The following is a 22,195-nucleotide window of genomic DNA, read 5'->3' on the forward strand; positions in this document are numbered from 1 at the left end:
CCGAATCCCCAGCAGCCATCGAAACATCCTGAGGAGCGCACCGTGGACCTGCTACCCACGCCGGCCCAGATGGAGATCGCCTCCCTCGCCGCCGACTTCTTCGGCAACGAGCTGCCGATCTCGGTCATCCGGGAGCGACGCGACGCACCCGTCGTCGTGGACCGGCGGATCTGGTCGGAGAGCGCGGAGCTGGGCCTGTTCGGCCTGGGCCTCGCCGAGGAACTCGGTGGCGCCGGGTGCGAGCTGGCCGAGGAGACGCTGCTGTTCCGGGAGTTGGGCCGCCGCGTGGTGCCGGGGCCGTTCCTGCCGACCGTGCTGGGCGCCCGGGTCGCGGCGCTCGCCGGCCAGCACGAGACGGCGTCGGCGATCCTGTCCGGCAAGGCCACAGTGGGCCTGGCCCTGCGCCGCGGCCCGGACGGGTTCGACGCCGCCACCACCCCCTCGACCCTGGACGGGCAGTTCCAACTGCTGGACGCGGCCGACTCCCGCTACGTCCTGCTGATCGACCCCGCGGGCGCCGCGCTGGTGGAGACCGCCGCCCTGACCGACGTGCGCTCCGAACCGGCGATCGACCCGGGCATCCGGCTGGCCGAGGCGCGCGCGGACGCCGTGCCGATCCTCGCCTGGGTGGGCACGCAGGAAGAGCCGATCCGCCTGCGCGCGCTCGTGCTGTCGGCGGCGATCAGCGTGGGGATCGCCGAGGCGACGCGGGACATGTCCACCGAGCATGCGAAGGTGCGGGTGCAGTTCGGCCGGCCCATCGGGGTCAACCAGGCGATCAAGCATGCCTGCGCGGACATGGCGGTGCGGGCCGAGGCCGCGCTGTCGCAGGTGCTGTTCGCGGCGATCTGCGTCCAGGACGGGCGGGCCGACGCCGAGTTCCAGGCGCTGGCCGCCAAGAGCATCGCCAGCCGGTACGCCGTCGAAAATGCCGCCGCCACCATCCAGGTGCACGGCGGTATGGGCTACACCTTCGAGCACGACTCGCACCTGTTCCTGAAGCGGGCGCACGTCCTGGACCACCTGCTCGGCGAGCCCGCCGACCATCTCGCGCGCCTGGTCGCCCAGCCGGCGGCGCAGTAGCCGGCCGTTGCCGGCACCCGATCGGAGGACACATGTCTCGACCGCCGTCCCGCCCGACCCTCCTGCGCCCCTGTCTGCTCGCGGGGGCCGGGCGATGAGCCGCCGGGTCGCCATCGCCGGGGTCGCGCTGTCGGATGTAGGCCGCACCGACGGCTCCACCCCGTACGCGCTGATCGCCCAGGCCAGCCGCCGTGCGCTCGCGGACGCCGGGCTCGGGCCGGGGGACGTCGACGGGCTCGCGTCGACCTCGCTCGGCACGCTGGCGCCGATCGACGTCGCCGAGTACCTGGGCCTGCGCCCCCGCTGGATCGACTCGACCACCGTCGGCGGGGCGTCGTGGGAGGTCATGGCCGCCCACGCCGCCGACGCGATCTCCGCCGGGCATGCGGACGTGGTGCTGCTCACCTACGGCTCGACCGCCCGCTCCGACCTGCGCAAGCGGTTGCGCACGGCGAGCCTGAACTGGGGCAGCCGCGGCCCGCAGTCGTGGGAGGCCCCCTACGGCCACACCCTGATCTCCAAGTACGCCATGGCCGCCCGCCGGCACATGCACGAGTTCGGCACGACGATCGAGCAGCTTGCCGAGATCGCCGTCTCCGCCCGGTTCAACGCCGGCCCCAACCCCGAGGCGTACTACCGCGACCCGATCACGATCGACGACGTGCTGTCCGGGTCGATGATCGCTGACCCGTTCACCAAGCTGCACTGCTGCATCCGCTCGGACGGCGGCGCCGCGGCGGTGCTCGTCGCCGAGGACCGCATCGCCGACCTGCCGCGCCCGCCGGTGTGGGTGCTCGGCACGGGCGAGTGCGTGACGCACGTGTCGACCAGCCAGTGGGAGGACGTGACCACCGGGCCCGCGGCCGTCTCCGGGCCGCTGGCGTTCTCCCGGGCCGGGGTGAGCCCGGAGGACATCGACGTCGCCGAGCTCTACGACGCCTTCACGTACATGCTGATGGTCACCCTGGAGGATCTCGGCTTCTGCAAGAAGGGCGAGGGCGGCCCGTTCGTCGCCGACGGGCGGCTACGCCTCGGCGGAGCGCTGCCGACCAACACCGACGGCGGCGGCCTGTCGGCGTGCCATCCCGGGCAGCGTGGCCTGTTCCTCATCGTCGAGGCGGTGCGCCAGCTGCGTGGCGAGGCCGAGGGCCGGCAGGTGCCGGACGCCAAGCTGGCCTGCGTCAGCGGCACGGGTGGCTGGTTCTGCTCGTCGGGCACCGTCATCCTCGGGCGGGACTAGCCGGCGTGGGCGGCCCCCCGCCGCCGGACCCGCCGTTGGGCGAGCCCGAGGCGTACGCGACGGTCGGGGCGGCGCTGGACGCCGCCGCCGAGCGGTTCGGCGAGCGGGAGGCCTACGTCGGGCCCGACGGACGGATCAGCTTCGCCACGTGGGCGGCGGCGTCCGACGCACTGGCCGGGGCGCTCGCCGCGCGGGGGATCGGGTCGGGGGACGTCGTTGCGCTGATGCTGCCCTCGTCGATCGACTACGCGATCTGCTACGCGGCGGCGGCCCGGCTGGGAGCGGTCACCACCGGGCTGAACACCCGCCTGGGTTCCCGGGAGGTGACGGGGATCCTCGAGCGGTGCCGGCCCGCGCTGGTGATCGTCGACCTGGACGCGGGCCTGCCGGCGGTGCCGGCGGGGCTGGCGGTGCTGGCGCGGTCCGAGCTCGCGGCGCTGCGGCACCACCCGGGGCTCGGGCGCGACCGCCCGGTCGTGGCGCCGGCGGACCCGGTGGTCATCATCTGGACGTCCGGGACGACCGGGCTGCCCAAGGGGGCCTGGTTCGACCACCGCAACCTCGCCGCCGCCGTCGCCTCCGCGGGGGTGATGAGCCGGCCGTTCGACCGCCGGCTCGTCGCGACGCCCTTCGCGCACGCCGGGTACATGGCCAAGATCGTCGACCAGCTCGCCTGGGGCACCACCATGGTGATCAGCCCGGTGCCCTGGTCGGCGGCGGGGATGGCGGACATCCTGCGCGACGAGCGGATCACCGTCGCCGGCGCCGTGCCCACCCAGTGGGCCAAGCTGCTGGAGCTGCCCGACGCCGAGCGGACCGTGCGCGCGGTCGCGACGCTGCGCCTGGGGCTCGCCGCGACCGCGCCCGCCGCGCCCGAGCTGGTGGAGCGGGTCGTCACCCTGCTGGGGGTGCCGCTCGTCGTCCGCTACGCGATGACCGAGTCGCCGAGCATCTGCGGCACCGAGCCGGACGATCCGCCGGAGGTGCAGTTCCGCACGGTCGGCCGGCCCCAGACCGGCATCGAGATCGCACTGCGCGACGACGCCGGGCGTGACGTCGCGACCGGCGAGATCGGCCGGGTCTGGGTCCGCGGCGACACGGTGATGCGCGGCTACTGGAACGACGCCGAGCAGACCGCGGCGGTGCTGCGCGGCGACGGCTGGCTCGTCAGCGGCGACTTCGGGGCGCTCGACGCCGAGGGCAACCTGCGGCTGCGCGGGCGGGCCAGCGATCTCTACATCCGCGGCGGGTACAACGTGTACCCGCTGGAGGTGGAGAACGTGCTGGCGGAGCATCCCCGGGTGCGGCGCGCGGCGGTCGTCGGCACGCCGGCCCCGGTGATCGGCGAGATCGGGGTCGCCTTCGTCGAGCCGGCCGACCCCGCGAGCCCGCCGGACCTCGCCGAGCTGCGGGCCTGGGTGCGGGGACGGCTGGCCGACTACAAGGCGCCGGACCGCCTCGAGGTCGTCGAGGCGCTGCCGCTGACCAGCATGCTCAAGGTGGACACCGCCGCCCTGCGCACGCTGGCCGCGGGCTGAGCTCCGAGCCGCAGCGGGCTCAGCCGCCGAGGCGCAGGCCGGGGGCGCGGGTCCGGAAGATGTCCGTGGCGAACAGGGGGCCGAGCTTGGTGGCGTCCCAGCGCTTGCCGCCGTTGTTCACCACGGCCTGCTCGTGCCAGCCGCCCATGAGCTGGATGCGCTCGCCGATGGCCTTGATGACCTGGCCGCTGACGTGGCCGGCCTCGTCGCTGGCGAGCCAGGCGACGACCGGGCTGCACAGCGACGGGTCCTTGGGGTCGAACTCGTCCTCGGGCCGCTCGTCGGGCTCCAGCGGCTTGGCCTGACCGGGCATGGTGCCCGACAGACGGGTCAGGCCGCCGGGGCCGATCGCGTTCACCGTCACGCCGATGCTCGCCAGCTCCAGCGACAGCGTCAGGGTCAGCCCGACGATGCCGGCCTTCGCCGCGCTGTAGTTCGTCTGGCCGAAGTGGCCGGACAGGCCCGCGCCGGAGGTCGTGTTGATGATCCGGCCGTAGACCTTGCCGCTGTCGGCGGCCTTCGCCGCGGCCCGCCAGCGCTTCGCGACGGCCCGGCTGACCAGCCAGGTGCCGCGCAGGTGCACGCGCAGGACCAGGTCGAAGTCGGCCGTACTCATGTTCCACACGGCCTTGTCGCGCACGATGCCGGCGTTGTTGACGACGATGTCGAGGCGGCCGAACTCGTCGAAGGCCCGGGCGACGGAGGCCTCGACCTGCTCCTCGTCGCCGACGTCACCGAAGTCCGCCACGGCGGTGCCGCCGCGCTTCTCGATGATCTTCACGACCTCCTCGGCGTCCCGGCCGCGGCCCTCGCCGCTGACCGTGCTGCCGAGATCGTTGACGATGACGGTCGCGCCGTGCTTGGCGAGTTCGAGCGCGTGGCCACGGCCGATGCCGTGGCCGGCGCCGGTCACCAGTGCGATCTTGCCGTCGAGCAGGCCTGCCATACGAACTCCCTGGGTGGTAGCTGGAACGTGTGCGTCGCGGGAACGGGTGCGCGTCGCCGGAACGGCGCGGGGCTGCGCCGTCGCGGTACTAGGAGCCGGCGGCAGCGCTCGCCGGGCGGAAGACCGGCGCGGTGATCTCGTCGGTCAGCTCGCGGTAGGCGACCGTCAGCGGCATGCCGATGCGCAGGTCCGCCGGGTCCACGTCGATGATGTTCGTCATCACCCGCGGCCCCTCCGCCAGGTCGACCAGGGCCGCCACGTAGGGGATCCGCTCGGCGAACGGGTGCAGGTCGTTCACGAACACCGTCGAGTAGGTGTAGAGGGTCGCCTGCCCGCTGGCGTCCTCCCAGGACACCTCCTCGCTCCAGCAGAACGGGCAGAACGGGCGGGGGTAGTGGTGCGCCCGCCCGCAGGACGCGCAGCGGGCGATCAGGAAGCGGCCCTGGCGGGCGGCGTCCCAGAAGGGCCGGTTCTCGTCCTCGATGGTCGGCAGGTCGACCCGGGGTGCGCCGGTCGCCATGGGTGTCCTCCTCAGGATCAGTGGCCGCGGTCCGCGGGGCCTCGGATCAGTAGCCGCGGTACTCGGGGGAGCGGCGCTGGACGAACGCGGTCACGCCTTCGGTCGAGTCGTGGGCGTGCGACTGCAGCTCCTGGGCCATGCCCTCGGCCAGGAAGGCGGCGGCCCGGTCGACGTCCGGGGACTCGTTGAACAGCCGCTTGGTCAGCGCGATGGCGCTCGTCGCGGCGCCGGCGAGGCGCTCGGCGAACCCCGCGGCGGTGGCGGCGAGCTCCTCGGCGGGCACGACCCGGTTGACCAGGCCGAGGGCGAGCGCCTCGCTCGCGGGCAGCTTCTCGCCGAAGAACGCCAGCTCCTTGGCCTTCTGCATGCCGATGCGCCGGGGCAGCAGGTAGGCGCCGCCGGCGTCGACGACCAGGCCGCGCAGCACGAACGACTCGACGAAGACCGCGCCCTCCGCCGCCACGACGAGGTCGCTGGCATACGCCAGGTGCGCGCCGAGGCCGGCCGCCGGTCCCTGGACGACGGCGATGACCGGCTTGCCGCAGTCGAGGACCGAGGACACCAGCCGCTGCGCACCGGTCATGATGCGCCGCATGGCGTCGGTGACCCGCTTCTCGGCGCCCTGCGCGCGGCTCGCCGCGATCCCGGTGACGTCGGCGCCGGAGCAGAAGTGCCGCCCGTTCGAGGCGAGCACCACCACCCGGACCTCCGGGTCGGCGTCGGCCTGGGCGAGCAGCTCGATGATGACGTCGCGCATCGCCGGCTGGATCGCGTTCGCGGCGTCCGGCCGGTTCAGGGTGATCGTCGCGATCCCCCCCTCGACCGAGTGCAGCACGGTGGTCCCGAGCGGGCCGGCCGGCGCGGACCCGGCCTGGACAGCCCCGGCCTGGCCGGACCCGGCCTGGACGGCTGCGGCCGGAGTGGACGCGCCCGGGGTGGGCGTGGCCGCGGCCCCGGGCGCCCCGGGGGACGCCGAGGCGTCCGAGGCCGCGGGGACGGTGGCGGCGCTGCCGGGCGCCGGCGCGCTCATCGGACCTGCCGCCGCGGCGCGGCGGGTGCTGAGGGCATGGATGGCTCCTGTTCGTCGGTGCTCGGCGGGGATCCGACCCCGCCGTGCCCGCTTGCGGACCCGTCGGCGACGGGTTCGGCACTCCCTGATCGAGCGGTCCCGGCTTGGGTGACCCTTGATCTGACAGTGATGTCCACTGTCCTGCCGTGGCGTGCTCTCCGGCGGAGTGTGTCCCGCCGGTGTGTATCCCGCCGGTGCGTGCCCCGGTGGGTGGCGACCGGCACGCTCAGCCCTCGCCGGCGGCGGCGTCGCCGTTGGCGCTGAAGCCGCCGTCGGCCGTCACCGTCGCACCGGTGACGAAGGCGGCCTCGTCGGAGGCGAGCCACGCGGCCGTGTACGCGATGTCCATCGGGTTGCCGATGCGGGTGAGCCGTCCGCCGCCGGTGAGTGCCCCGGAGTCGCCTGCCGAGCTCACGACCCGCCCGACGACGATGGTGTTGGCGCGGATGCCGTCGGCGGCGCCCTCGACGGCCAGCGTGCGGCTCAGGGAGTTGACGCCGCCCTTGGCCGCGGCGTAGGCGCCGAACCCGGTGAACCCGGCGATGGACTGGCCCGAGGAGACGTTGACGATCGCGGCCCCGTCGGCCTCGCGCAGGTACGGCCAGGCGTACTTCGACGCCCAGAACACGTTGCCCGTCAGCGTGCCCAGCAGGATGTGGTTCCACTCCTCGGTCGTGTAGTCGGCGATCTTCTTGATCGTCGAGGCGACGGCGTCGGTCGGGGCGGCGTTGTTCACCAGCGTGCTCAGGCCGCCGAAGCGCGTGGCCACCGCGTCGACCGTGGCGTGCACGCTGGTCTCGTCGGTGACGTCGAGGGGGAAGAACTCCGCCTCGCCGCCGGCGTCGCGGATGCGCGCGACGACCTTCTCACCCTTGGCGACGGTGCGGCCGGTCACGGCCACCCGTGCCCCCTCGGCGGCGAACAGCTCCGCCATGGAGCGGCCGATACCGCGGGTCGATCCGGATATGAGCACGGTCTTGCCCGCGAGGCGGGTACCCATCGTTGTGGCTTCCTTCCCTGACCTCGCCGTCGGGCTCCCCGCAGCCGAGGGGTCCGGCGGCGGGCCGCGGGAACGGACGAGATCGGGCGGCCCGGGCGGCGGGCCGCGCTCCCCGCCGTCGGGCGGGTGTCTCGGCAGCGGCCCGCGGCGCCGACACTTGTGACGTGGCTGTCAGAACAGCATAGTGGGTATGGCTGCCCATCCGCCTCCGGAAGCGCCCGCGCCGGACGGAGGCTGGCGCGCCTGGGCCGCGCGGGCGGCCCGAAGCCGGGCCGGAGGTGACGCGCATCCGAGCCGTGGCGGCTCGCATCCGCCGGCCCGGGTCGGGCGGCCGGTGTCAGAACAGCCGTGTCCGCGGGCGCCGCGCCCGGCTCCCGGACGGCGACGCAGGAACCGGGGCGACGCAGGAACCGGACAGCGCCAGAACCCGACGGACGCCGACCCGTGGGACCGGCCGGCTCCCGGTGTACGACGAGCTGCGGCGCCGACCGGTTCCCGATGCTCGAGGACCCGTGGGGCTGCCCGGTCCGCGGCCGGCGGTGGTGGACGACGAAGGAGCCCGTGGGACCGCCCGGTCCCCGGCAGGCAACGACGGAAGGTGTCCATGCGCCTGAACCTGATGTTCCCGATGCGCGCCGTGAAGCACTACGACCGCTGGATCGCCGACGGCGACCTGGCCGAGGTCGGCCGGCTGGTGGAGGAGGCCGGCTTCGACGCGGTCTCGATGAGCGAGCATCCGATCCCCGACGACGCCTGGCTCGGCAACGGCGGGCACCACGCGTTCGACCCGTTCGTCTCGTTGAGCTTCCTGGCCGCGGCGACGACCCGGCTGCGGGTGATGACCTACGTCGCGGTCGCCGGCTACCGCAGCCCCTACCTGCTGGCGAAGTCCGCGGCGAGCCTGGACCGGCTCAGTGGCGGGCGGCTCACCCTGGGTGTCGCCGCGGGCTACCTCAAGACGGAGTTCGCCGCGCTCGGCGCCGACTTCACCCAGCGGGGACGCCTGCTGGACGCCGCCATCCCGGCGATGCGGGCCGTGTGGACGGGCCGCAGCGTCGACCGGGACGACCCGACGTTCCCGCTGCACGGGCACACCTCGCTGCCCACCCCGGCGCAGGCGGGAGGCCCGCCGATCTGGATCGGCGGCAACAGCAACGCGGCGCGGCGGCGCGCGGTCACCCTGGCCGACGGCTGGATGCCGATGGGGCAGTCCGTCGAGGTCGCCAAGATCACCAAGACGCCGCCGATGGCGGACGTGGCGGCCCTGGCCGAGGCCGTGCGCGGGGTGCAGGACCGGCGCGCCGAGGCCGGGGCGGCGCCGCTGGACGTGTCCTTCGTGCCCTACGAGGCCGAGCTGCTGCCGGACGTCGACGCCTTCGCCCGCGCCGTCGCGGCGTCCTACCGGGCCTACGAGGATGCCGGCGTCACGTGGATCACCATCGAGCCGACCAGCCGTAGCCTGGCCGCCTTCCGGGAGGACATCGAGCGGATCGGCACCGCCCTCGCCGCCCTGGTCCGCTAGCCCGCCACCAGCCCGCCACGGGACGGGTGGTCGCCGAGGGCGGGTCCGGCCCGTGGGACGGGGGGATCGCCGTCCGTACGATGGAGGCCTGGCCATGGTGACGAGCGGGCGCGACGGCGACCGTGGTGGCGGCGCCGGTGGGTGGCTGACGGGGGTCCGACGAAGGGGATGCGAGACGGTGGAGGTCCGCGTGCCGGTGCGGGCGGAGTCCGGCCCCGGGGCGGCGGCGTGACACCTCCGGTGGACGCGGGCGGCAACAGCCGGATCCGCCCGGTGGACGAGGCGGCCGGCAACAGCCGGGTCCGCCCGGTGGACGAGGCGGCCGGGATCGGCCGGGTCCGCCCGGTGGACGAGACGGTGGGGAACGGGCGGTTGTCCGCGACCCTGGCGATGCGCCGCCGAGCGATGGCGGCGGACCTCATCGAGCAGGCCGCGCTGGAGCTGTTCACGGTCCGGCCGATGGACGAGGTCACCGTCGAGCAGATCGCCGCCGCCGCCGGGGTGTCGGTGCGCAGCTTCTACCGGTACTACCCGGGCAAGGAGATGATCCTCACCGCGCTGCCGGTCCGGCTCGCGACGGCGATCGCGGAGGAGACCGCCCGCCGCCCGCCGACGGAGGCGCCGTTCGCCGCGCTGCGCAACGCCGTGGACACGCTGACCGAGGAGACCAACGACTACCTGCGCCGTTGGCAGCGCGCCATGGCCCACAGCTACGGCAACGAGCGGGTCCAGCAGCTCGTCGTCACCGTCACCAGTCCGATGCTCACCGAGGCCCTGGCCGGGCGCGCGGGGCTCCCCGCGGACGATCTGTGGCCCGAGCTGGCCGGGATCAGCGCCGCCACCGCACTCGTCGTCGGCTCCCGCCGCTGGGCGGCGCGGCGGGGAAGCCTGCGGGCGCACCTGCTCGACGCGCTCGACCTGCTCGGCCGCGGCCTGGGCTCCGGACCGGCCCCGGACGTCGCCGCGACGCCCGGTCGCGGCTAGCGCGCAGCGCGCCCCGGCTGCCGACCTGGTGCCCCTTTGCTGCCAGAAAGCGGCCAGATCGTGCCGAGGTTTGGGCACGGTTTTTCGCCCCAGAACCGTACCCAGCCCTCGGCATGATTCTGTGCCCGAACGGTTGCACACGGTGTTTTGCCTGGTGACGGCGAATCCCCGCGCACCGGCGGCCTCGACGGCCGTGCGCGGGGATCGTCGCATGTCCGCGCCGGGGCGCGGGGGGCCGGGCGCTGGTACCCGGGAGCCGCGTCAGGCTGGCGCCAGGGCCTGCTCCAGCTCCTTGATGTCGTAGTAGTCGCGGATGACGGAGATCAGGCCGTCGGCGTCGAAGGTGAACACGCCGCACCAGTGCAGGACGACGGACCGCCCGCCCATGGTGAGGCTGTCGAGCCGTTCGGTGAAGACCACGGTGTCGGTCGAGGCCACCGTGACCAGCTCGTACTGGAACGCCGAGTACAGGGCGGCCTGACGGTCGAACTCCGCGCGGATGGCCGGACGTCCGACCACCGCCGGCTGCCACGCGCTGACGTGGTAACGGGCGTCCGCGGCGACGTAGGAGGCCGCCGCGTCATAGTCCCGTTCGACCAGCCGGTCGAGGAACTGGCTGACCAGAAGCTCGTGCTTGTCGCTCACTCACACTCCGTGATGGGTCGATGGGGGTGGCGGCCCGGTGGCCCGGCGGTGAGGCCGGGCCACCGGGCCCGGGGCTCAGGACTTCGCCTGCTCGCGGTACCTGCGCGCGCTCTCGAGCTGGGGGTGGTGGTTGCGGTCGTACTGCTCGATCCACTCCTTGGGCAGGGCGCCCCACGCCGGGCCGACGCGCAGCCGCTCGCCGTCGTGGAGCTGCTCCGCGGCGACGACGTCGGCGACGAACAGTGTGCTCTCGTCGATGTCGAGGGAGTGGACCACCCGGCCCTCGACGTAGCTGAGCGCGTCGAGCAGGATCGGGGTACCGGTGACACCCGGCTTCGTCCGGAACTGGCTGATCTTGTCGCCGTCACGGCCGGAGCTCCCGCCCAGGCCCATGAGGATGTCGAGGGAGATCGCGAACTGCTCCTCCGGGGTCGCCGCCAGCAGGTGCATGGCGAAGACGCCGGACTCGAGGACCAGGTCGTGGGTCAGGTTGTACTTCGTGAGGCTGATCGTCACGCGTGGCGCCTCGGGCACGATGCTCGCGGCTCCGGCCGACAGCGACATCAGGCCGTTCGCCCGGCCGTTCAGGATGGTGGTGACCGCCACGGGGAACGGCCGCAGCCCGTTCAGCGTCGTGGCGGCTGCCTTCAGGTCCAACGTCATCGGGACTCCTCGCGTGAAGCCGGCACGGGGGCCGGGCGGGCGGGGCCGCCGCGGGGACCGTCATCCGGTTGCCCGCCGGCCGCCCCGGGCGGAACGTCGTGAACGGCGGCCCCGCCGCACCGTCCGGCAACGGGAACGGCGTGACCTGCCACACGTGGCACGTTATGCCACCTGCGGCATGTTCTGCAAGAGTCCGGCGGCCGTCTCTGACAGCTCGTACACGGATCTCGAGCGCGAGTTCGACGTCGCGTGAGACCGGTCGGCGCTGGCGTCCATCGGTGGGCGCCGACGGGTCGGGCAGCCGGCGAACCGGGCGGAAATGTATCGTGCGTCTGACGAACACGTCACGGCTGTGGCGGCTGGCGCGCCAGGTCCGAGGGAGTGGTGAGGTGTCGGGACACCCGGCGGGGCAGCACGACGAGGGTCGGAACACGGGCGGCGCCGACGGCGGCTCCGTGGGTCCGGGGGACGGCGGGCCGGGGGGCCCCGCGAGCGCGGGTGACGGCGGATCGGGCGGGGGCGCGGGTCGCTGCCGGGCGATCCTGTCGGTGCCGGCAACGGAGGAGAAGCGGATCCTGCGCGCCTTCGACCGGGGCGCCGACGAGCTCGTCCTCGATCTCGAGGACGCGGTGGCGCCGCAGCGCAAGGACGACGCCCGCGCCCTGCTGGCCGGGGTGCTCGCGGAGGTTCTCGCGGGGCCCCGGGCAGGCGGGGTCGGGGTGTCCGTGCGGGTGAACGCGATCCGGTCGCCGTGGTGCCATCTCGACATCGCGGCCTGCGTGGGGGCCGGTGACGGGCCGCTGTCCCTCGTCGTCCCCAAGGTGTCGGACGCGGGCGATCTCGCCTTCGTCGAGCGGCTGCTCGACGGGATCGTCGCGGCCACGGGGCGCACGGCACCCGTGCGGGTGCAGGCGCTGATCGAGAACGCCGAGGGCCTGTCCCGGGTGGCGGAGATCGCCGCGCACGGCGGCCGGCTGGAGGGGCTGATCCTCGGGTACGCCGACCTCGGCGCCTCGCTGGGCCGGGCGCCGAGCACACCGCCACAGCGCTGGCTGTACGTCCAGGACCAGGTGCTCACCGCCGCGCGCGCCCACGGTCTGCGGGCCATCGACGGGCCCTATCTCGGCACCGCCGACGACGCCGGGCTGCGCGCGGCCGCCGAGCACGCCCGGGAGCTGGGCTACGACGGCAAGTGGGTCATCCACCCGGCGCAGATCGCCACCGTGCGGGAGACGTTCACCGCCGGGCCCGAGGAGGTCGCCCGCGCCCGGGCGGTGCTCGCGGCGCTCGAGGACGCGCACCGCCGCGGCGCCGGCGCGGTCGGTCTCGACGGCGAGATGATCGACGAGGCGCTGGCCGTCGCCGCCCGCCGAACCCTCGCCCGCGCGCAGTAGCTCGCCTGCCCTGGGGCCTCCCGGGCTCAGGCGGCGGCCTCGGTCACGGGGCCGGGCTGGGTCACGGGGCCGGGCTGGGTCAGGCGGCGGCGTGGCCGATCGGTCGGCCGTTGAGCAGGCCCCGCTCGATGACGGTGCCCAGCAGCGCGGCGGCCTCGTCGGGGGTCTTCGGCGGGGCCATGTTGACCGCGGTGTCCGGCAACCGTTCGAGCAGGCAGAAGAACACCAGGCCGGCGACGTCGAGGTCGAGGGGATAGGTCCGCTCCACCTGTTCGAGCAGGGCCGCGTAGTCGGCCCACATCTCGTGCCCCACCTGGCGGCGCACCACGTCCAGGCGGGGGTCCTGCGGCGCCGCCTCGATCCAGGTCCGGGTGACCCCGACGTAGCGCAGGTGGAACGCGACGAAGTCGGAGAGCCAGCCGCGCAGCCGGCCGAGACCCTCCGGGCCGAGCGTGATGCCGCGGATCTCGACGCCCAGGCGGGTGCTGACCGCCGACGCCTCGGCGCTCAGCGCCAGCAGCAGGTCCAGCTTCTCGTCGAAGTACTTGTAGAAGGTGCCGCGGGCCAGGCCGGCCGTCGCGACGATGTCGTCGACGAACGAGAGGTGGTAGCCGCGCTCGGCGAAGCACTGGATGCCGGCGTCGAGGATCTGGCGGACGGTCGCCGACGCCCGTGGGCTCAGGGAGGCGAACCGCTCGGTCACCTCGGGCACCGGCGGGGACGGGACCGCGGCCAGCGGTGGGCGACGCACCGGGCGGGGGGCGCGCGCCGACCCGACACCCTCGGCCCCGAGCTGCGCGAAGGCGCTGGCCGGGGTGTGCGGGAACAGGATGAGCTGGAGCACGACGGCGAGGTTGTCGACGAGCTTCTCGACCGGCAGCCCGTCCCCGAAACCGCTGTGCCGGAAGTAGTTGAACCGGTTCACCAGGGTGGTGAGCGTCATCGCGGCGTCGACGGGGTCGATGCCCTCGACCTGTGAGGAGACCAGGCGCTCGGCGATCCGGTCGTAGTACGACTCCAGAAAGCCGCTGATCATCGGCCGGAGCGACGTGCGCGGCGAGTCGACGTTCGCCCACTGCACGAACATCGTGGCGTACTTGTCGTAGACCCAGGCCCACTCGCCGAGCCACCAGTGCAGATTGTCGAAGCCGAGAGCGGTGGGCCCGAGCGGACCGATCCGGCGCACGACCCGCATGAGGGCGCCGCCGCACTCGTTGAGCAGCTCGACGAATATCGTCTCCTTGCTCTCGAAGTACTGGTAGAGGGTGGCGCGCGAGACACCGGCCGCGGTGGCGATCTCGTCGACCGACGTCCCGTGGAAGCCCTGCGACTCGAACAGGTCCAGCGCCGCCGTCACGATGCGCGCACGAGTGCGGGTGCCGCGCGCGCCGACCACGGGACTGGTCGGACCGTAGCTGGCCCGTCGGAGGATCTCGTTCTCGGACATCTATGTCAGAGTATGCGATCCCCTCCGGCGTGGTAGTGGCACCTACCCGGCTGGGCGAGTCGGGCTCGCGACGACGGCGGGCCGCCGGAATGCCGGGTATCGAGGGTTGGCGGGGGACTTGCGTCCAGCCAGGCCGATCATCTAGATAGCCAAGTCTGTTGTGTTACAGGAATACATCGTGTCAGAAATTCGAAATAGGACGGACCAACGAGGACGGACCCTCCCTGGCCGCCGAGGCTCGGCCGGCTGCGGCACGGGGTCGACGCGCGCCGGCCGGGCCCCCTCCCGCCGTCCCGGCCCGGGACCGGCGAGGATACGGGCGGTCGAGGACCGGGCGCGGGGACGCGGGGGACGAGGACGCGAACGGTTCCCCTCGGTCCCGCGGACGCGGCCCGGCGCGGACCGGCACCGACCGGCGCGGAGGGGAGCGGGACCAGAATGCAGGCATGGACAACGAGGATGCTCGCATGAAGGCGATGAGTTTCGAGGAGACCGGCGGCCCTGAGGTCCTCCACCTGGTCGACGTGCCGCAGCCGCACGCGGGGCCGGGGCAGATCCGGATCGCGGTGCGCGCGGCCGGCGTGAACCCGGTCGACTGGAAGATCCGCAACGGCTCGACGCTGCGCACCATCCCCGTGCCGCTGCCGCACATCCCGGGCCTGGAGGCAGCGGGCGTGGTCGACGAGGTCGGCGCCGGCGTCGAGGGTGTGTCGGTCGGTGACGAGGTGTTCGGCGCGGCGCAGAACGCCTCGGCCGAGTACGCCGTGCTCGACGAGTGGGCGCCGAAGCCGCCCGAGCTGACCTGGGCGCAGGCCGCGGGCCTGGCGATGGCCGTCGAGACCGCCGCACGCGGCCTCGACCTGCTCGGCATCACCGCCGACCAGGAGCTGGGGGCCGGTCTGGAGGCGGCGGCCGGGTCGGAGCAGGGCGGGTCGGCGTCGGCCGGGACGACGCTCCTGGTCAACGGCGCGGCCGGCGGCGTCGGGCTGGCCGCCGTGCAGCTCGCGCAGGCGCGCGGGGCGCGGGTGATCGGCACCGCCAGCCGGGACAACCAGGAGTACCTGCGCTCGCTCGGCGTGGCGGCGACGGACTACGGTCCGGGCCTGGTCGACCGGGTCCGGGCGCTGGCCTCCGACGGGGTCGACGCCGCCCTCGCGGTGTCGGGCGAGGGGGCGCTGCCGGATCTGATCACGCTGACCGGCAGCCCGGACCGGGTGGTGTCCATCGGCGACGCCACCGCGGCGGACCACGGCGTCCGGTTCACCACCGGGGCGGAGGGGCGGGCCTTCTACTCGCTGCGGGAGGCGGCGACGCTCGCGGCGGCGGGCCGGCTCACCATGCCGGTCGCCCGGGCCCTGCCGCTCGCCGAGCTCGGCGAGGCGCACCGGCTCAGCGAGGCGGGCCACGTGCGCGGGAAGTTCGTCGTCGTCCTCGACTGAGCGCGTCGGGCGTGCCGGTGGCGGCGCGGACCGCCCGGGACGAGGCTGCGACGCGGGCGGCGGTAGGGTCGCAAACGGAGGATCCTCCGGTACATCTGGTTCCGCTGGATCCACCGGCACCTCGGCGCTCACCGGCGCGCCACGTGCGCCGGGATCGGTCCCCATCCGACGGGAAGGACGGCCATGGAAATCGGGCTGCACGTCTCCGACTTCACCTGGTCCGGCGGGCCACAGACCCTCGCGCAGGACCTCACGCGCGTGGCGGTCGCGGCCGAGGACGCGGGCTTCTCGAAGCTCAGCGTCATGGACCACGTCTGGCAGATCGGCATGATCGGCCCGCCCGAGCACGACATGCTCGAGGCCTACACGACGCTCGGCTACCTGGCCGCGCGCACGACCCGCATCGAGCTGCTCGCCTGGGTGACCGCGGTCGTCTACCGGGAGCCCGGACTGCTCGCGAAGCTCGTGACCACGTTGGACGTGCTGTCCGAGGGCCGGGCGTGGCTCGGCATCGGCGCCGCCTGGAACGAGCCGGAGGCGCGCGGTCTCGGCCTGCCGTTCCCGCCGACCGCCGAACGCTTCGAGCGCCTCGAGGAGGCGCTGGAGATCATTCTGCAGATGTGGAGCGGCAGGGACGCGCCCTACAGCGGTCGGCACTACCAGCTCGAGCGCACCCTCAACGTGCCGGCGCCGCTGCGCCGGCCGCACCCGCCGATCCTCATCGGCGGCAGCGGCGAGAAGAAGACCCTGCGCCTGGTCGCGCGCTACGCGCAGGCCTGCAACCTGTTCGCCGGTCCCGACGTCGAGCACAAGCTCGACGTGCTGCGCGCGCACTGCCAGGACGTCGGGCGGGACTACGACGAGATCGAGAAGACGGTGATCGGCCCGCTCGACCCCGGGCCCGGCGGCGAGAAGATCGACGCCCTGCTCGCCGAGATCCAGCGGCTGGCCGGGCTCGGCGTCACCCACTACCACGGGTCGGTGCCGGGCGTGGACACGCTGCGTCCGCTGGAGCTGCTCGGCGAGCGCCTCATCCCGGCGGCCGCCGAACTCTGAGCCCAGAGGTTCGGAGCTCAGGGGCGCAGGAGTTCAGGGGCACAGAAGTTCAGGGGCGCAGAAGTTCAGACGTCTAGGCGGGCGCGGGCGTCGTCGAGCGCGGCGCGGGCGCCCGCCCACGTCTGGCCGATGATGTCGGCGACCGCCTCGACCCGTCCGATCCGGCCGGCCACCTGGCCCGTGTTCGCCATGCTGGCCGCCAGGTCGCCGGCGAAGTACAGCGTCGGGATGCCGTCGAGGCCCACGTCGGCGCGGCCGGCGGCCAGGGCCCGCTCGGCGGTGGGGGTGCGTAGGACCCGCATGGTCGGCAGTCCCCGCACCGACAGCATCACGGTGGCGGTCTCGTCCGCGCCGACGACAGCGTTCTTGAGGTTGTCGTGGATCGGCGACTCCGCGGACGTCAGCATCCGCGTGCCCATCTGCACGCCCTGGGCTCCCAGGACGAGCGCCGCGGCCATCGACGGCCCGTCGCAGATCCCCCCGGCGGCGATGATCGGCAGGTCCAGGCGGGAGGCGACCAGGGGCAGCAGGACGAGGGTCGACGCGGCCTGCGGGTTCTTGAACCCGCCGCCCTCGACGCCCTCGACGATCACCCCGTCGACGCCCGCGTCGGCGGCTTTGAGCGCGTTGCGCAGGCTGCCGACGACGTGGAACACGGTCATCCCGGCGTCCTGGAGCCGCCCGGTCATCACCCTGGGGTCGCCGGCGGAGGTGATCACGGTGCGGATGCCGGCGTCGGCGAGCACGTCGACGGTGGCGGGTTCGTTGCGCGCGGCCAGCGCGATGTTCGCCGCGACCGGCGCGTCGGTGAGGTCGCGGACCCGCTTGAGGTCCTCGCGGCCCTGCGGCGAGGTCGTCTCGATGACGCCGAGCGCGCCGGCGTTCGACACGGCCGCGGCGAGCTGAGCCCCGGCGATGTAGGTCATCGGCGCCTGGACGATCGGGATCCGCACGCCGAGCAGCGCGGCGAGCCCCGCGGGGGAGCGGATCGGGGCGGTTGGTACTCCATCGACGGGCATGAGGCGACTCCCGGGGCGCGCAGGGCTGCCGACAAGGGCCAGACCATAAACAGGTCGAATCGTAGGCCTGCGGGTTCCCACGCTCGACCGGTTGCCTTCGGGTGGAGGCGGGCGATCCGGGGTACTGATCGAGACATGTTCAGGTGGTTGCAGCGGGTGTCCGGGCGGGGCCGTGGCCGGGCGGCAGACAGCTCGGCGTGGAATCCGACCGGCTGGTGGTGGTGCCTCGATCACGGGCGGGCGGAGAACCCGCCGGACTCGCCGGGACACCGCCGCCTCGGTCCCTACGACAGCGCCGAGCAGGCGGCGCACTGGCGGGAGCGGTTGGACGACCGCAACGAGGCCTGGGACGAGTCCGACCGCCGCTGGACCGCCGGCCGCTGACCCGCTCGCTGACCCGATCCGCTCGCTGACCCGATCCGCTCGCTGACCGGACCCGACGGGGCCGGCGGCTCAGGTCGGGTCGGGCCGGGGGCCGTCGACCTCGGCGGAGCCGGCGAGGCGCAGCTTGCGGGCGGCCCGCTCGTAGAAGGTCGTCCGGCCGAGGCGGACGACCCCCGCCGCGCCGGGCCGAGGGTGCAGCTCGACCGTCGCGCCGGCCTCCAGATAGTCGTGCACCCGGCCGTCGACCTCGACGGCGAGGCGCGCACTGCCGGGCAGCACGTCGAGGGCGAGGGCGTCGCGCACGGACAGCACCACCCCCCGGTTGAACGCCGAGTGCGGCGCGGCCGGGGTGACCAGCAGCGCCTCCACGGACGGGCTGACGATCGGCCCGCCGGCCGAGAAGCTGTACGCCGTCGAGCCCGCCGGGGTGGAGACGACGACGGCGTCGGCGGCGTAGCGGACGAAGGGCCGGCCGTCGACCCGCAGCGCCACCGCCGCGCTGCCGCCGTGCCCCGGTACCCGGACGACGGCGACGTCGTTGAAGGCGCTCACGGTCGTCGCGCCGATCCGCGCGTCGACGGCGAGGCGCGGCTCCACCGCGTACTCGTCACGGTCGATCGCCGTCAGCGCCGCCGCCAGGTCCGGCACGTCGACCTCCGTGAGGAAGCCGAGCCGGCCGAGGTTCACCCCGAGCACGGGGGCCGTGCGCCTGTCGGCCAGCCGCATCGCGCGCAGCATCGTCCCGTCCCCGCCGAGGCTGACCAGCAGGTCGCTGCGCTCCGCCAGCTCCTCGGCGGGCACCGCCACCGCGGCGCACCGAAGCCGCTCGATCTCGTCGCCGATGCCGAGCACGGCCACGTCCCGCTCGGCGGCCCAGTCCAGGACCGCCCCGACGGCCTCGGCCGAGTCCCGCCGCGGATGCAGCACTATTCCCACCGCCCGCACGACCCTCCCGCCCTCCGCGCCACTCGCACCGTCCGACCCTGCGCCCTGCCGCTACGCCGACCCGGCCGACCCACCAACCCGCCGATCCGCCCAACCCGCCGATCCGCCCGGCCCGCCGGCCAGCCCGGCCGACCGGCAGACCCGCCGACCCGTGCCCCACCGATCGTGCCCAACCCCGCTCTGCCCACCCACAGGTGTTGCGCCGGCTCTGCCGTCACGGGGCGGCGGGCATGCCCTCGGGCAGCCAGGGGCGCGGCTCGGCGGGTTCGGCGGGGTGCTCGTCGACCAGGGTCAGCCCGAACCAGCCGACGTCGTGCCAGGCGCCGAGCTTGTACCCCACGTCGGTGAACACCCCGATCGGCCGGAAACCCACCGAGGTGTGCAGCGCGACGCTCGCCGCGTTCGGCAGGGTGATGCACGCGTACAGGTTGAGGTAGCCCAGCGTCCGGACCTGCGCGATCAGCTCGTCGTAGAGGCGGCGGCCGAGCCCGCGCCGGTGGTGCCCGGCCGCCAGGTAGACCGACGTGTCCACCGACCAGCGGTAGGACGCCCGCGTACGGTGCGCGCTGGCGTAGGCGTAGCCGACGATCTCCCCGCCGGCCTCGGCGACCAGCCACGGCCGGCGGGGCGAGGCGAGCATGCGCGCCTGGAGGTCCGCCGGCGTCGGGAGCTCCTCCTCGAAGGTCGACGGCGATCCGGCGACGTAGGGCGCGTAGATCGCCCGGATGCCCGCCGCGTCGGACGGGTGCGCTGCCCTGATGGTGACCATGCCCCCGGATCCTCCCTCGCCCCGGCCCCCGGTGCGGACCGCACCGGTGACGGTGACGAGGTCGTAACGGAACCGCGCACCGCAGCGCCCCCGCTCCGCAGCGCCCCCGCTCCGCAGGCCTCCCCGCCCGCCGGGCCGATCCGGACTACTCCGTACTACTTCTCGAGGCCCGTCCCGGCTCCGCGGCCGAGGGCCGATGGCGTGCCGGGGCTCGCCGCCGCGGCCCGGGGAGCCGGCGTGAACGAGGATGTCAGCAGCTCGGCCAGCAGGTCACGCAGGACCGGCAGGCCGTCCTCGCTGAGTACCGACTCGGGATGGAACTGCACCCCGGTGAACGCCGCCCCGCGCAGTGCGTGCACCGACCCGTCGGTGCGGTCGAGTGCCAACCGGACCGGACCGTACGCGGTGGCGAGCTCGTCGCTGTCGGCCATCGCGGTGAAGGTGGAGTAGAACCCGACGCGACAGGGCCGGCCGAACAGGTCGATGGTGCGCGCGAGCCCCTGGTAGGGGGCGTCGCGACGGTGCAGCCGCAGCCCCAGCAGCCCGGCGAGCAGCTGGTGGCCGAGGCAGACGCCGAGCAGCGGCCGCCGCGCCGCCAGCCGATCCGCGATCACCCGCCGCATGGTCGCCATCTTCACGTCGGAGACGTCGTCGGGGTCGCCGGGCCCGGGCCCGGCCACCACCAGGTCGAACCCCGCGCCACCATGGTCGCCGTCAGCCGCACCGGGATCGCCGCCATCCGCTCCGAGATCGCCGCCATCCGCTCCGGGATCGCCGCCAGCCGCACCAGGGCCGACCGCCTGCGCCCCAGGGCCGCCGCCATCCGGTCCCCGGCCGCCACCGTCCGTGCCCTGGACAGGCTGTCCGGCCGCCTGGTCCCACGGCCGGAGGGTGACCGCGAGGCCGAGCTCCCGCAGCAGGTGGGCGAGCATGCCGGCGAAGCTGTCCTCGGCGTCGACGATGAGGGCGCTGCGGCCGGTCAGCGCGGGCACCGCGGCCGTCCCCGGCTCGCCCCGCCGCAGCCAGAAGGGGGCGAGGTGGGTGTTGCGGGCGGCGAGCGCCCCCGCTATGCGTGGATCCGCCGCAAGCGGCACGCGCGGACCGTCCGGCGAGGGCTGGCCGAGGTCCCGCCGCGAGTCGGTGGCGTCGCGGACGGTGGGTGGGAGGCTGGTGGGGAGGAGGCTGGTGGGGCTGGTGGGGAGGGGGCCGGCGGGTGGGCGCAGGCCGAGGGCGGCGAGGATGCCGGCGGCCTTGGTGTAGGTCTCGGCGACCTCGCCCGCGGCGGTGGAATGGCGGACCAGCGTCGCCCCGACGGGCACCCGCAGCCGCCCGTCGGGGGTGATCTCCGCCGTGCGGATGAGGATCGGGGCGTCGAGCGTCTGGCGGCCGGCCTCGTCGCGGCCGAGCAGGGCGCACACCCCGCCGTAGTAGCGCCGTCCCCGGCGTTCGTGGCGGGCGATGACCCGCAGGGCGTTGTCCAGCGGGCTGCCGGTGACGGTCGGGGCGAACATCGTCTCGCGCAGCACGTCGCGCACGTCGGCGTCACCGCGGCCGGCGAGCAGGTACTCGGTGTGCACGAGGTGGGCCATCTGCTTGAGCTGCGGACCGATGACCTCGCCGCCGCGCTCGGCGACCCGGGCCATCATCTTCAGCTCCTCGTCGAGCACCATGTACAGCTCGTCGATCTCCTTGGGATCGGCGAGAAACCGCAGCAGCGCCGCGGGGTCCGGGCCGGTGGCGGGCAGCCAGTGGGTGCCGCTGATCGGGTTCATCATCACGAGCCCGGCCTCGACGCTGACGTGCCGCTCCGGCGTGGCCCCCACCAGCGTCCGGGTCCCGGTGTGGACGAGGAACGTCCAGTAGGCGCCGCGCTCACCGAGTAGCAGGCGGCGCAGCGCGGCGAGCCCGGCGGCCAGCGGCGGGGTGTCGAGGTCGGCGGAGTAGACGCGGTGGATGACGAAGTTCGCGCCCTCGCCGCGGCCGATCTCCTCCCGCAGCACCGTGGAGACCGTCTCGGCGTACTGCTCGTCGCTGAGGTCGAAGTGCCCGCCGGTGGCGGTGATCGCACGGTCGGGCAGCGCGGCGAGGGCCGTCGCGAGCGGGATCCGAACGTGTTCGTCGACGCGCAGGCACTCCAGCGGCATCGCGTCGTCGACGCAGGTCAGGCCGCGTTCGGTGAGCTGGCGGTGGGGCACGAGGGCGAGCGTGCGCGGCCCGGCGGGACCGGCGGCGGGCAGGGGGAGGTCGGCGAGCCGGTCGACGACGTCGAGTTCGCCGCGCAGTACGTCGAGATGGTCGGCGCCCTCGCGGCGCAGCAGCGCGAACGGACCAGGTTCGCCGCCGGCGCCGGCGGTGGCGAGCAGGGAACGGAGCAGATCCATGATCATGGCCTCGTGGGGTCGGGCGGGCGCCGTGGGCGACGGCCGTCCCTCGCCGTGTCGAGGTGACGATGGCGGCCGCCGGGGTGGGCGGCCGCGTGCGTGGACTACGCGCGCTGGGTGCGGACCGCCGATGTGGCGGCCCACCAGAGAC

20 protein-coding genes are annotated in these 22,195 nt (G+C 74.3%); 9 read left to right on the forward strand and 11 right to left on the reverse strand.

What is annotated here, in order from left to right; translation table 11 throughout:
- Positions 1–42 precede the first annotated feature (42 nt).
- From FRAAL_RS14920 to FRAAL_RS14930, 3 genes are all read left to right on the forward strand, one after another.
- Complete coding sequence (locus tag FRAAL_RS14920) at positions 43–1,083, forward strand: acyl-CoA dehydrogenase family protein (RefSeq protein ID WP_011604564.1); 1,041 nt, start codon at positions 43–45, stop codon at positions 1,081–1,083.
- Between the two features lie 94 nt (positions 1,084–1,177).
- Entirely contained in the window at positions 1,178–2,323 is a 1,146-nt protein-coding gene (locus FRAAL_RS14925; protein WP_011604565.1) for an acetyl-CoA acetyltransferase, read from the forward strand.
- A 5-nt stretch (positions 2,324–2,328) separates the two neighbouring features.
- A complete protein-coding gene (locus FRAAL_RS14930; RefSeq protein WP_011604566.1) occupies positions 2,329–3,861 on the forward strand; it encodes a class I adenylate-forming enzyme family protein in 1,533 nt (510 codons plus the stop codon).
- 19 nt (positions 3,862–3,880) lie between these two features.
- Here the strand turns inward: FRAAL_RS14930 and FRAAL_RS14935 are convergent, their stop codons facing one another.
- The 4 genes from FRAAL_RS14935 to FRAAL_RS14950 all read right to left on the reverse strand — a co-directional run bounded on the left by FRAAL_RS14935 (position 3,881) and on the right by FRAAL_RS14950 (position 7,396).
- Positions 3,881–4,807 (reverse strand): SDR family NAD(P)-dependent oxidoreductase, encoded by a 927-nt coding sequence (locus FRAAL_RS14935; RefSeq protein WP_011604567.1) that lies wholly within the window; start codon positions 4,805–4,807, stop codon positions 3,881–3,883.
- Positions 4,808–4,895: 88 nt separating this feature from the next.
- Positions 4,896–5,327 (reverse strand): Zn-ribbon domain-containing OB-fold protein, encoded by a 432-nt coding sequence (locus FRAAL_RS14940; RefSeq protein ID WP_011604568.1) that lies wholly within the window; start codon positions 5,325–5,327, stop codon positions 4,896–4,898.
- 46 nt (positions 5,328–5,373) lie between these two features.
- Positions 5,374–6,357, reverse strand: coding sequence for an enoyl-CoA hydratase/isomerase family protein (locus tag FRAAL_RS14945; RefSeq protein ID WP_197537272.1), 984 nt, complete (start codon positions 6,355–6,357; stop codon positions 5,374–5,376).
- Between the two features lie 265 nt (positions 6,358–6,622).
- On the reverse strand, positions 6,623–7,396 hold the full coding sequence (locus FRAAL_RS14950; RefSeq protein ID WP_011604571.1) for an SDR family NAD(P)-dependent oxidoreductase: 774 nt from the start codon (positions 7,394–7,396) through the stop codon (positions 6,623–6,625).
- Between the two features lie 604 nt (positions 7,397–8,000).
- Here FRAAL_RS14950 and FRAAL_RS14955 point away from each other — a divergent pair.
- Both FRAAL_RS14955 and FRAAL_RS14960 read left to right on the forward strand, forming a co-directional pair.
- Complete coding sequence (locus FRAAL_RS14955; protein WP_011604572.1) at positions 8,001–8,918, forward strand: LLM class F420-dependent oxidoreductase; 918 nt, start codon at positions 8,001–8,003, stop codon at positions 8,916–8,918.
- Positions 8,919–9,146: 228 nt separating this feature from the next.
- The gene (locus FRAAL_RS14960; protein ID WP_050997130.1) at positions 9,147–9,902 is read left to right on the forward strand and encodes a TetR/AcrR family transcriptional regulator; all 756 of its coding nucleotides are present in this window, start codon (positions 9,147–9,149) and stop codon (positions 9,900–9,902) included.
- Positions 9,903–10,163: 261 nt separating this feature from the next.
- On the opposite strand, the gene FRAAL_RS14965 is transcribed toward FRAAL_RS14960, so the two are convergent.
- Together FRAAL_RS14965 and FRAAL_RS14970 are read right to left on the reverse strand one after the other, a co-directional pair.
- Positions 10,164–10,547: a nuclear transport factor 2 family protein gene (locus FRAAL_RS14965; RefSeq protein WP_011604574.1), complete on the reverse strand. Its 384-nt coding sequence runs from the start codon at positions 10,545–10,547 to the stop codon at positions 10,164–10,166.
- Between the two features lie 75 nt (positions 10,548–10,622).
- Positions 10,623–11,210 (reverse strand): flavin reductase family protein, encoded by a 588-nt coding sequence (locus tag FRAAL_RS14970; protein WP_011604575.1) that lies wholly within the window; start codon positions 11,208–11,210, stop codon positions 10,623–10,625.
- Positions 11,211–11,599: 389 nt separating this feature from the next.
- Between FRAAL_RS14970 and FRAAL_RS14975 the strand changes: the two genes are divergently transcribed.
- A complete protein-coding gene (locus FRAAL_RS14975) occupies positions 11,600–12,604 on the forward strand; it encodes an HpcH/HpaI aldolase/citrate lyase family protein (RefSeq protein WP_157892103.1) in 1,005 nt (334 codons plus the stop codon).
- A gap of 79 nt (positions 12,605–12,683) precedes the next feature.
- Here FRAAL_RS14975 and FRAAL_RS14980 read toward each other — a convergent pair whose 3' ends face one another.
- Positions 12,684–14,051 (reverse strand): TetR/AcrR family transcriptional regulator, encoded by a 1,368-nt coding sequence (locus tag FRAAL_RS14980; RefSeq protein WP_041939340.1) that lies wholly within the window; start codon positions 14,049–14,051, stop codon positions 12,684–12,686.
- A 467-nt stretch (positions 14,052–14,518) separates the two neighbouring features.
- On the opposite strand from FRAAL_RS14980, the gene FRAAL_RS14985 reads away from it, so the two are divergent.
- Positions 14,519–15,490: an NADP-dependent oxidoreductase gene (locus FRAAL_RS14985; protein ID WP_041939341.1), complete on the forward strand. Its 972-nt coding sequence runs from the start codon at positions 14,519–14,521 to the stop codon at positions 15,488–15,490.
- Positions 15,491–15,673: 183 nt separating this feature from the next.
- Entirely contained in the window at positions 15,674–16,546 is an 873-nt protein-coding gene (locus FRAAL_RS14990) for an LLM class F420-dependent oxidoreductase (RefSeq protein WP_011604580.1), read from the forward strand.
- Positions 16,547–16,611: 65 nt separating this feature from the next.
- Here FRAAL_RS14990 and FRAAL_RS14995 read toward each other — a convergent pair whose 3' ends face one another.
- Positions 16,612–17,565: an NAD(P)H-dependent flavin oxidoreductase gene (locus FRAAL_RS14995; RefSeq protein ID WP_011604581.1), complete on the reverse strand. Its 954-nt coding sequence runs from the start codon at positions 17,563–17,565 to the stop codon at positions 16,612–16,614.
- Positions 17,566–17,700: 135 nt separating this feature from the next.
- On the opposite strand from FRAAL_RS14995, the gene FRAAL_RS15000 reads away from it, so the two are divergent.
- Positions 17,701–17,949 carry a hypothetical protein gene (locus FRAAL_RS15000; protein ID WP_041939342.1) on the forward strand — a complete coding sequence of 83 codons (249 nt, stop codon included), beginning with the start codon at positions 17,701–17,703 and terminating at the stop codon, positions 17,947–17,949.
- A 69-nt stretch (positions 17,950–18,018) separates the two neighbouring features.
- Here FRAAL_RS15000 and FRAAL_RS15005 read toward each other — a convergent pair whose 3' ends face one another.
- From FRAAL_RS15005 to FRAAL_RS15015, 3 genes are all read right to left on the reverse strand, one after another.
- Positions 18,019–18,885 (reverse strand): NAD(+)/NADH kinase, encoded by an 867-nt coding sequence (locus tag FRAAL_RS15005; protein ID WP_231861658.1) that lies wholly within the window; start codon positions 18,883–18,885, stop codon positions 18,019–18,021.
- A 223-nt stretch (positions 18,886–19,108) separates the two neighbouring features.
- A complete protein-coding gene (locus FRAAL_RS15010) occupies positions 19,109–19,663 on the reverse strand; it encodes a GNAT family N-acetyltransferase (RefSeq protein WP_011604584.1) in 555 nt (184 codons plus the stop codon).
- Positions 19,664–19,818: 155 nt separating this feature from the next.
- Positions 19,819–22,044, reverse strand: coding sequence for an anthranilate synthase family protein (locus FRAAL_RS15015; RefSeq protein ID WP_041940561.1), 2,226 nt, complete (start codon positions 22,042–22,044; stop codon positions 19,819–19,821).
- Positions 22,045–22,195 lie beyond the last annotated feature (151 nt).

The sequence above is a fragment of the Frankia alni ACN14a genome, from assembly GCF_000058485.1.
In the GTDB taxonomy this organism is placed as follows: domain Bacteria; phylum Actinomycetota; class Actinomycetes; order Frankiales; family Frankiaceae; genus Frankia; species Frankia alni.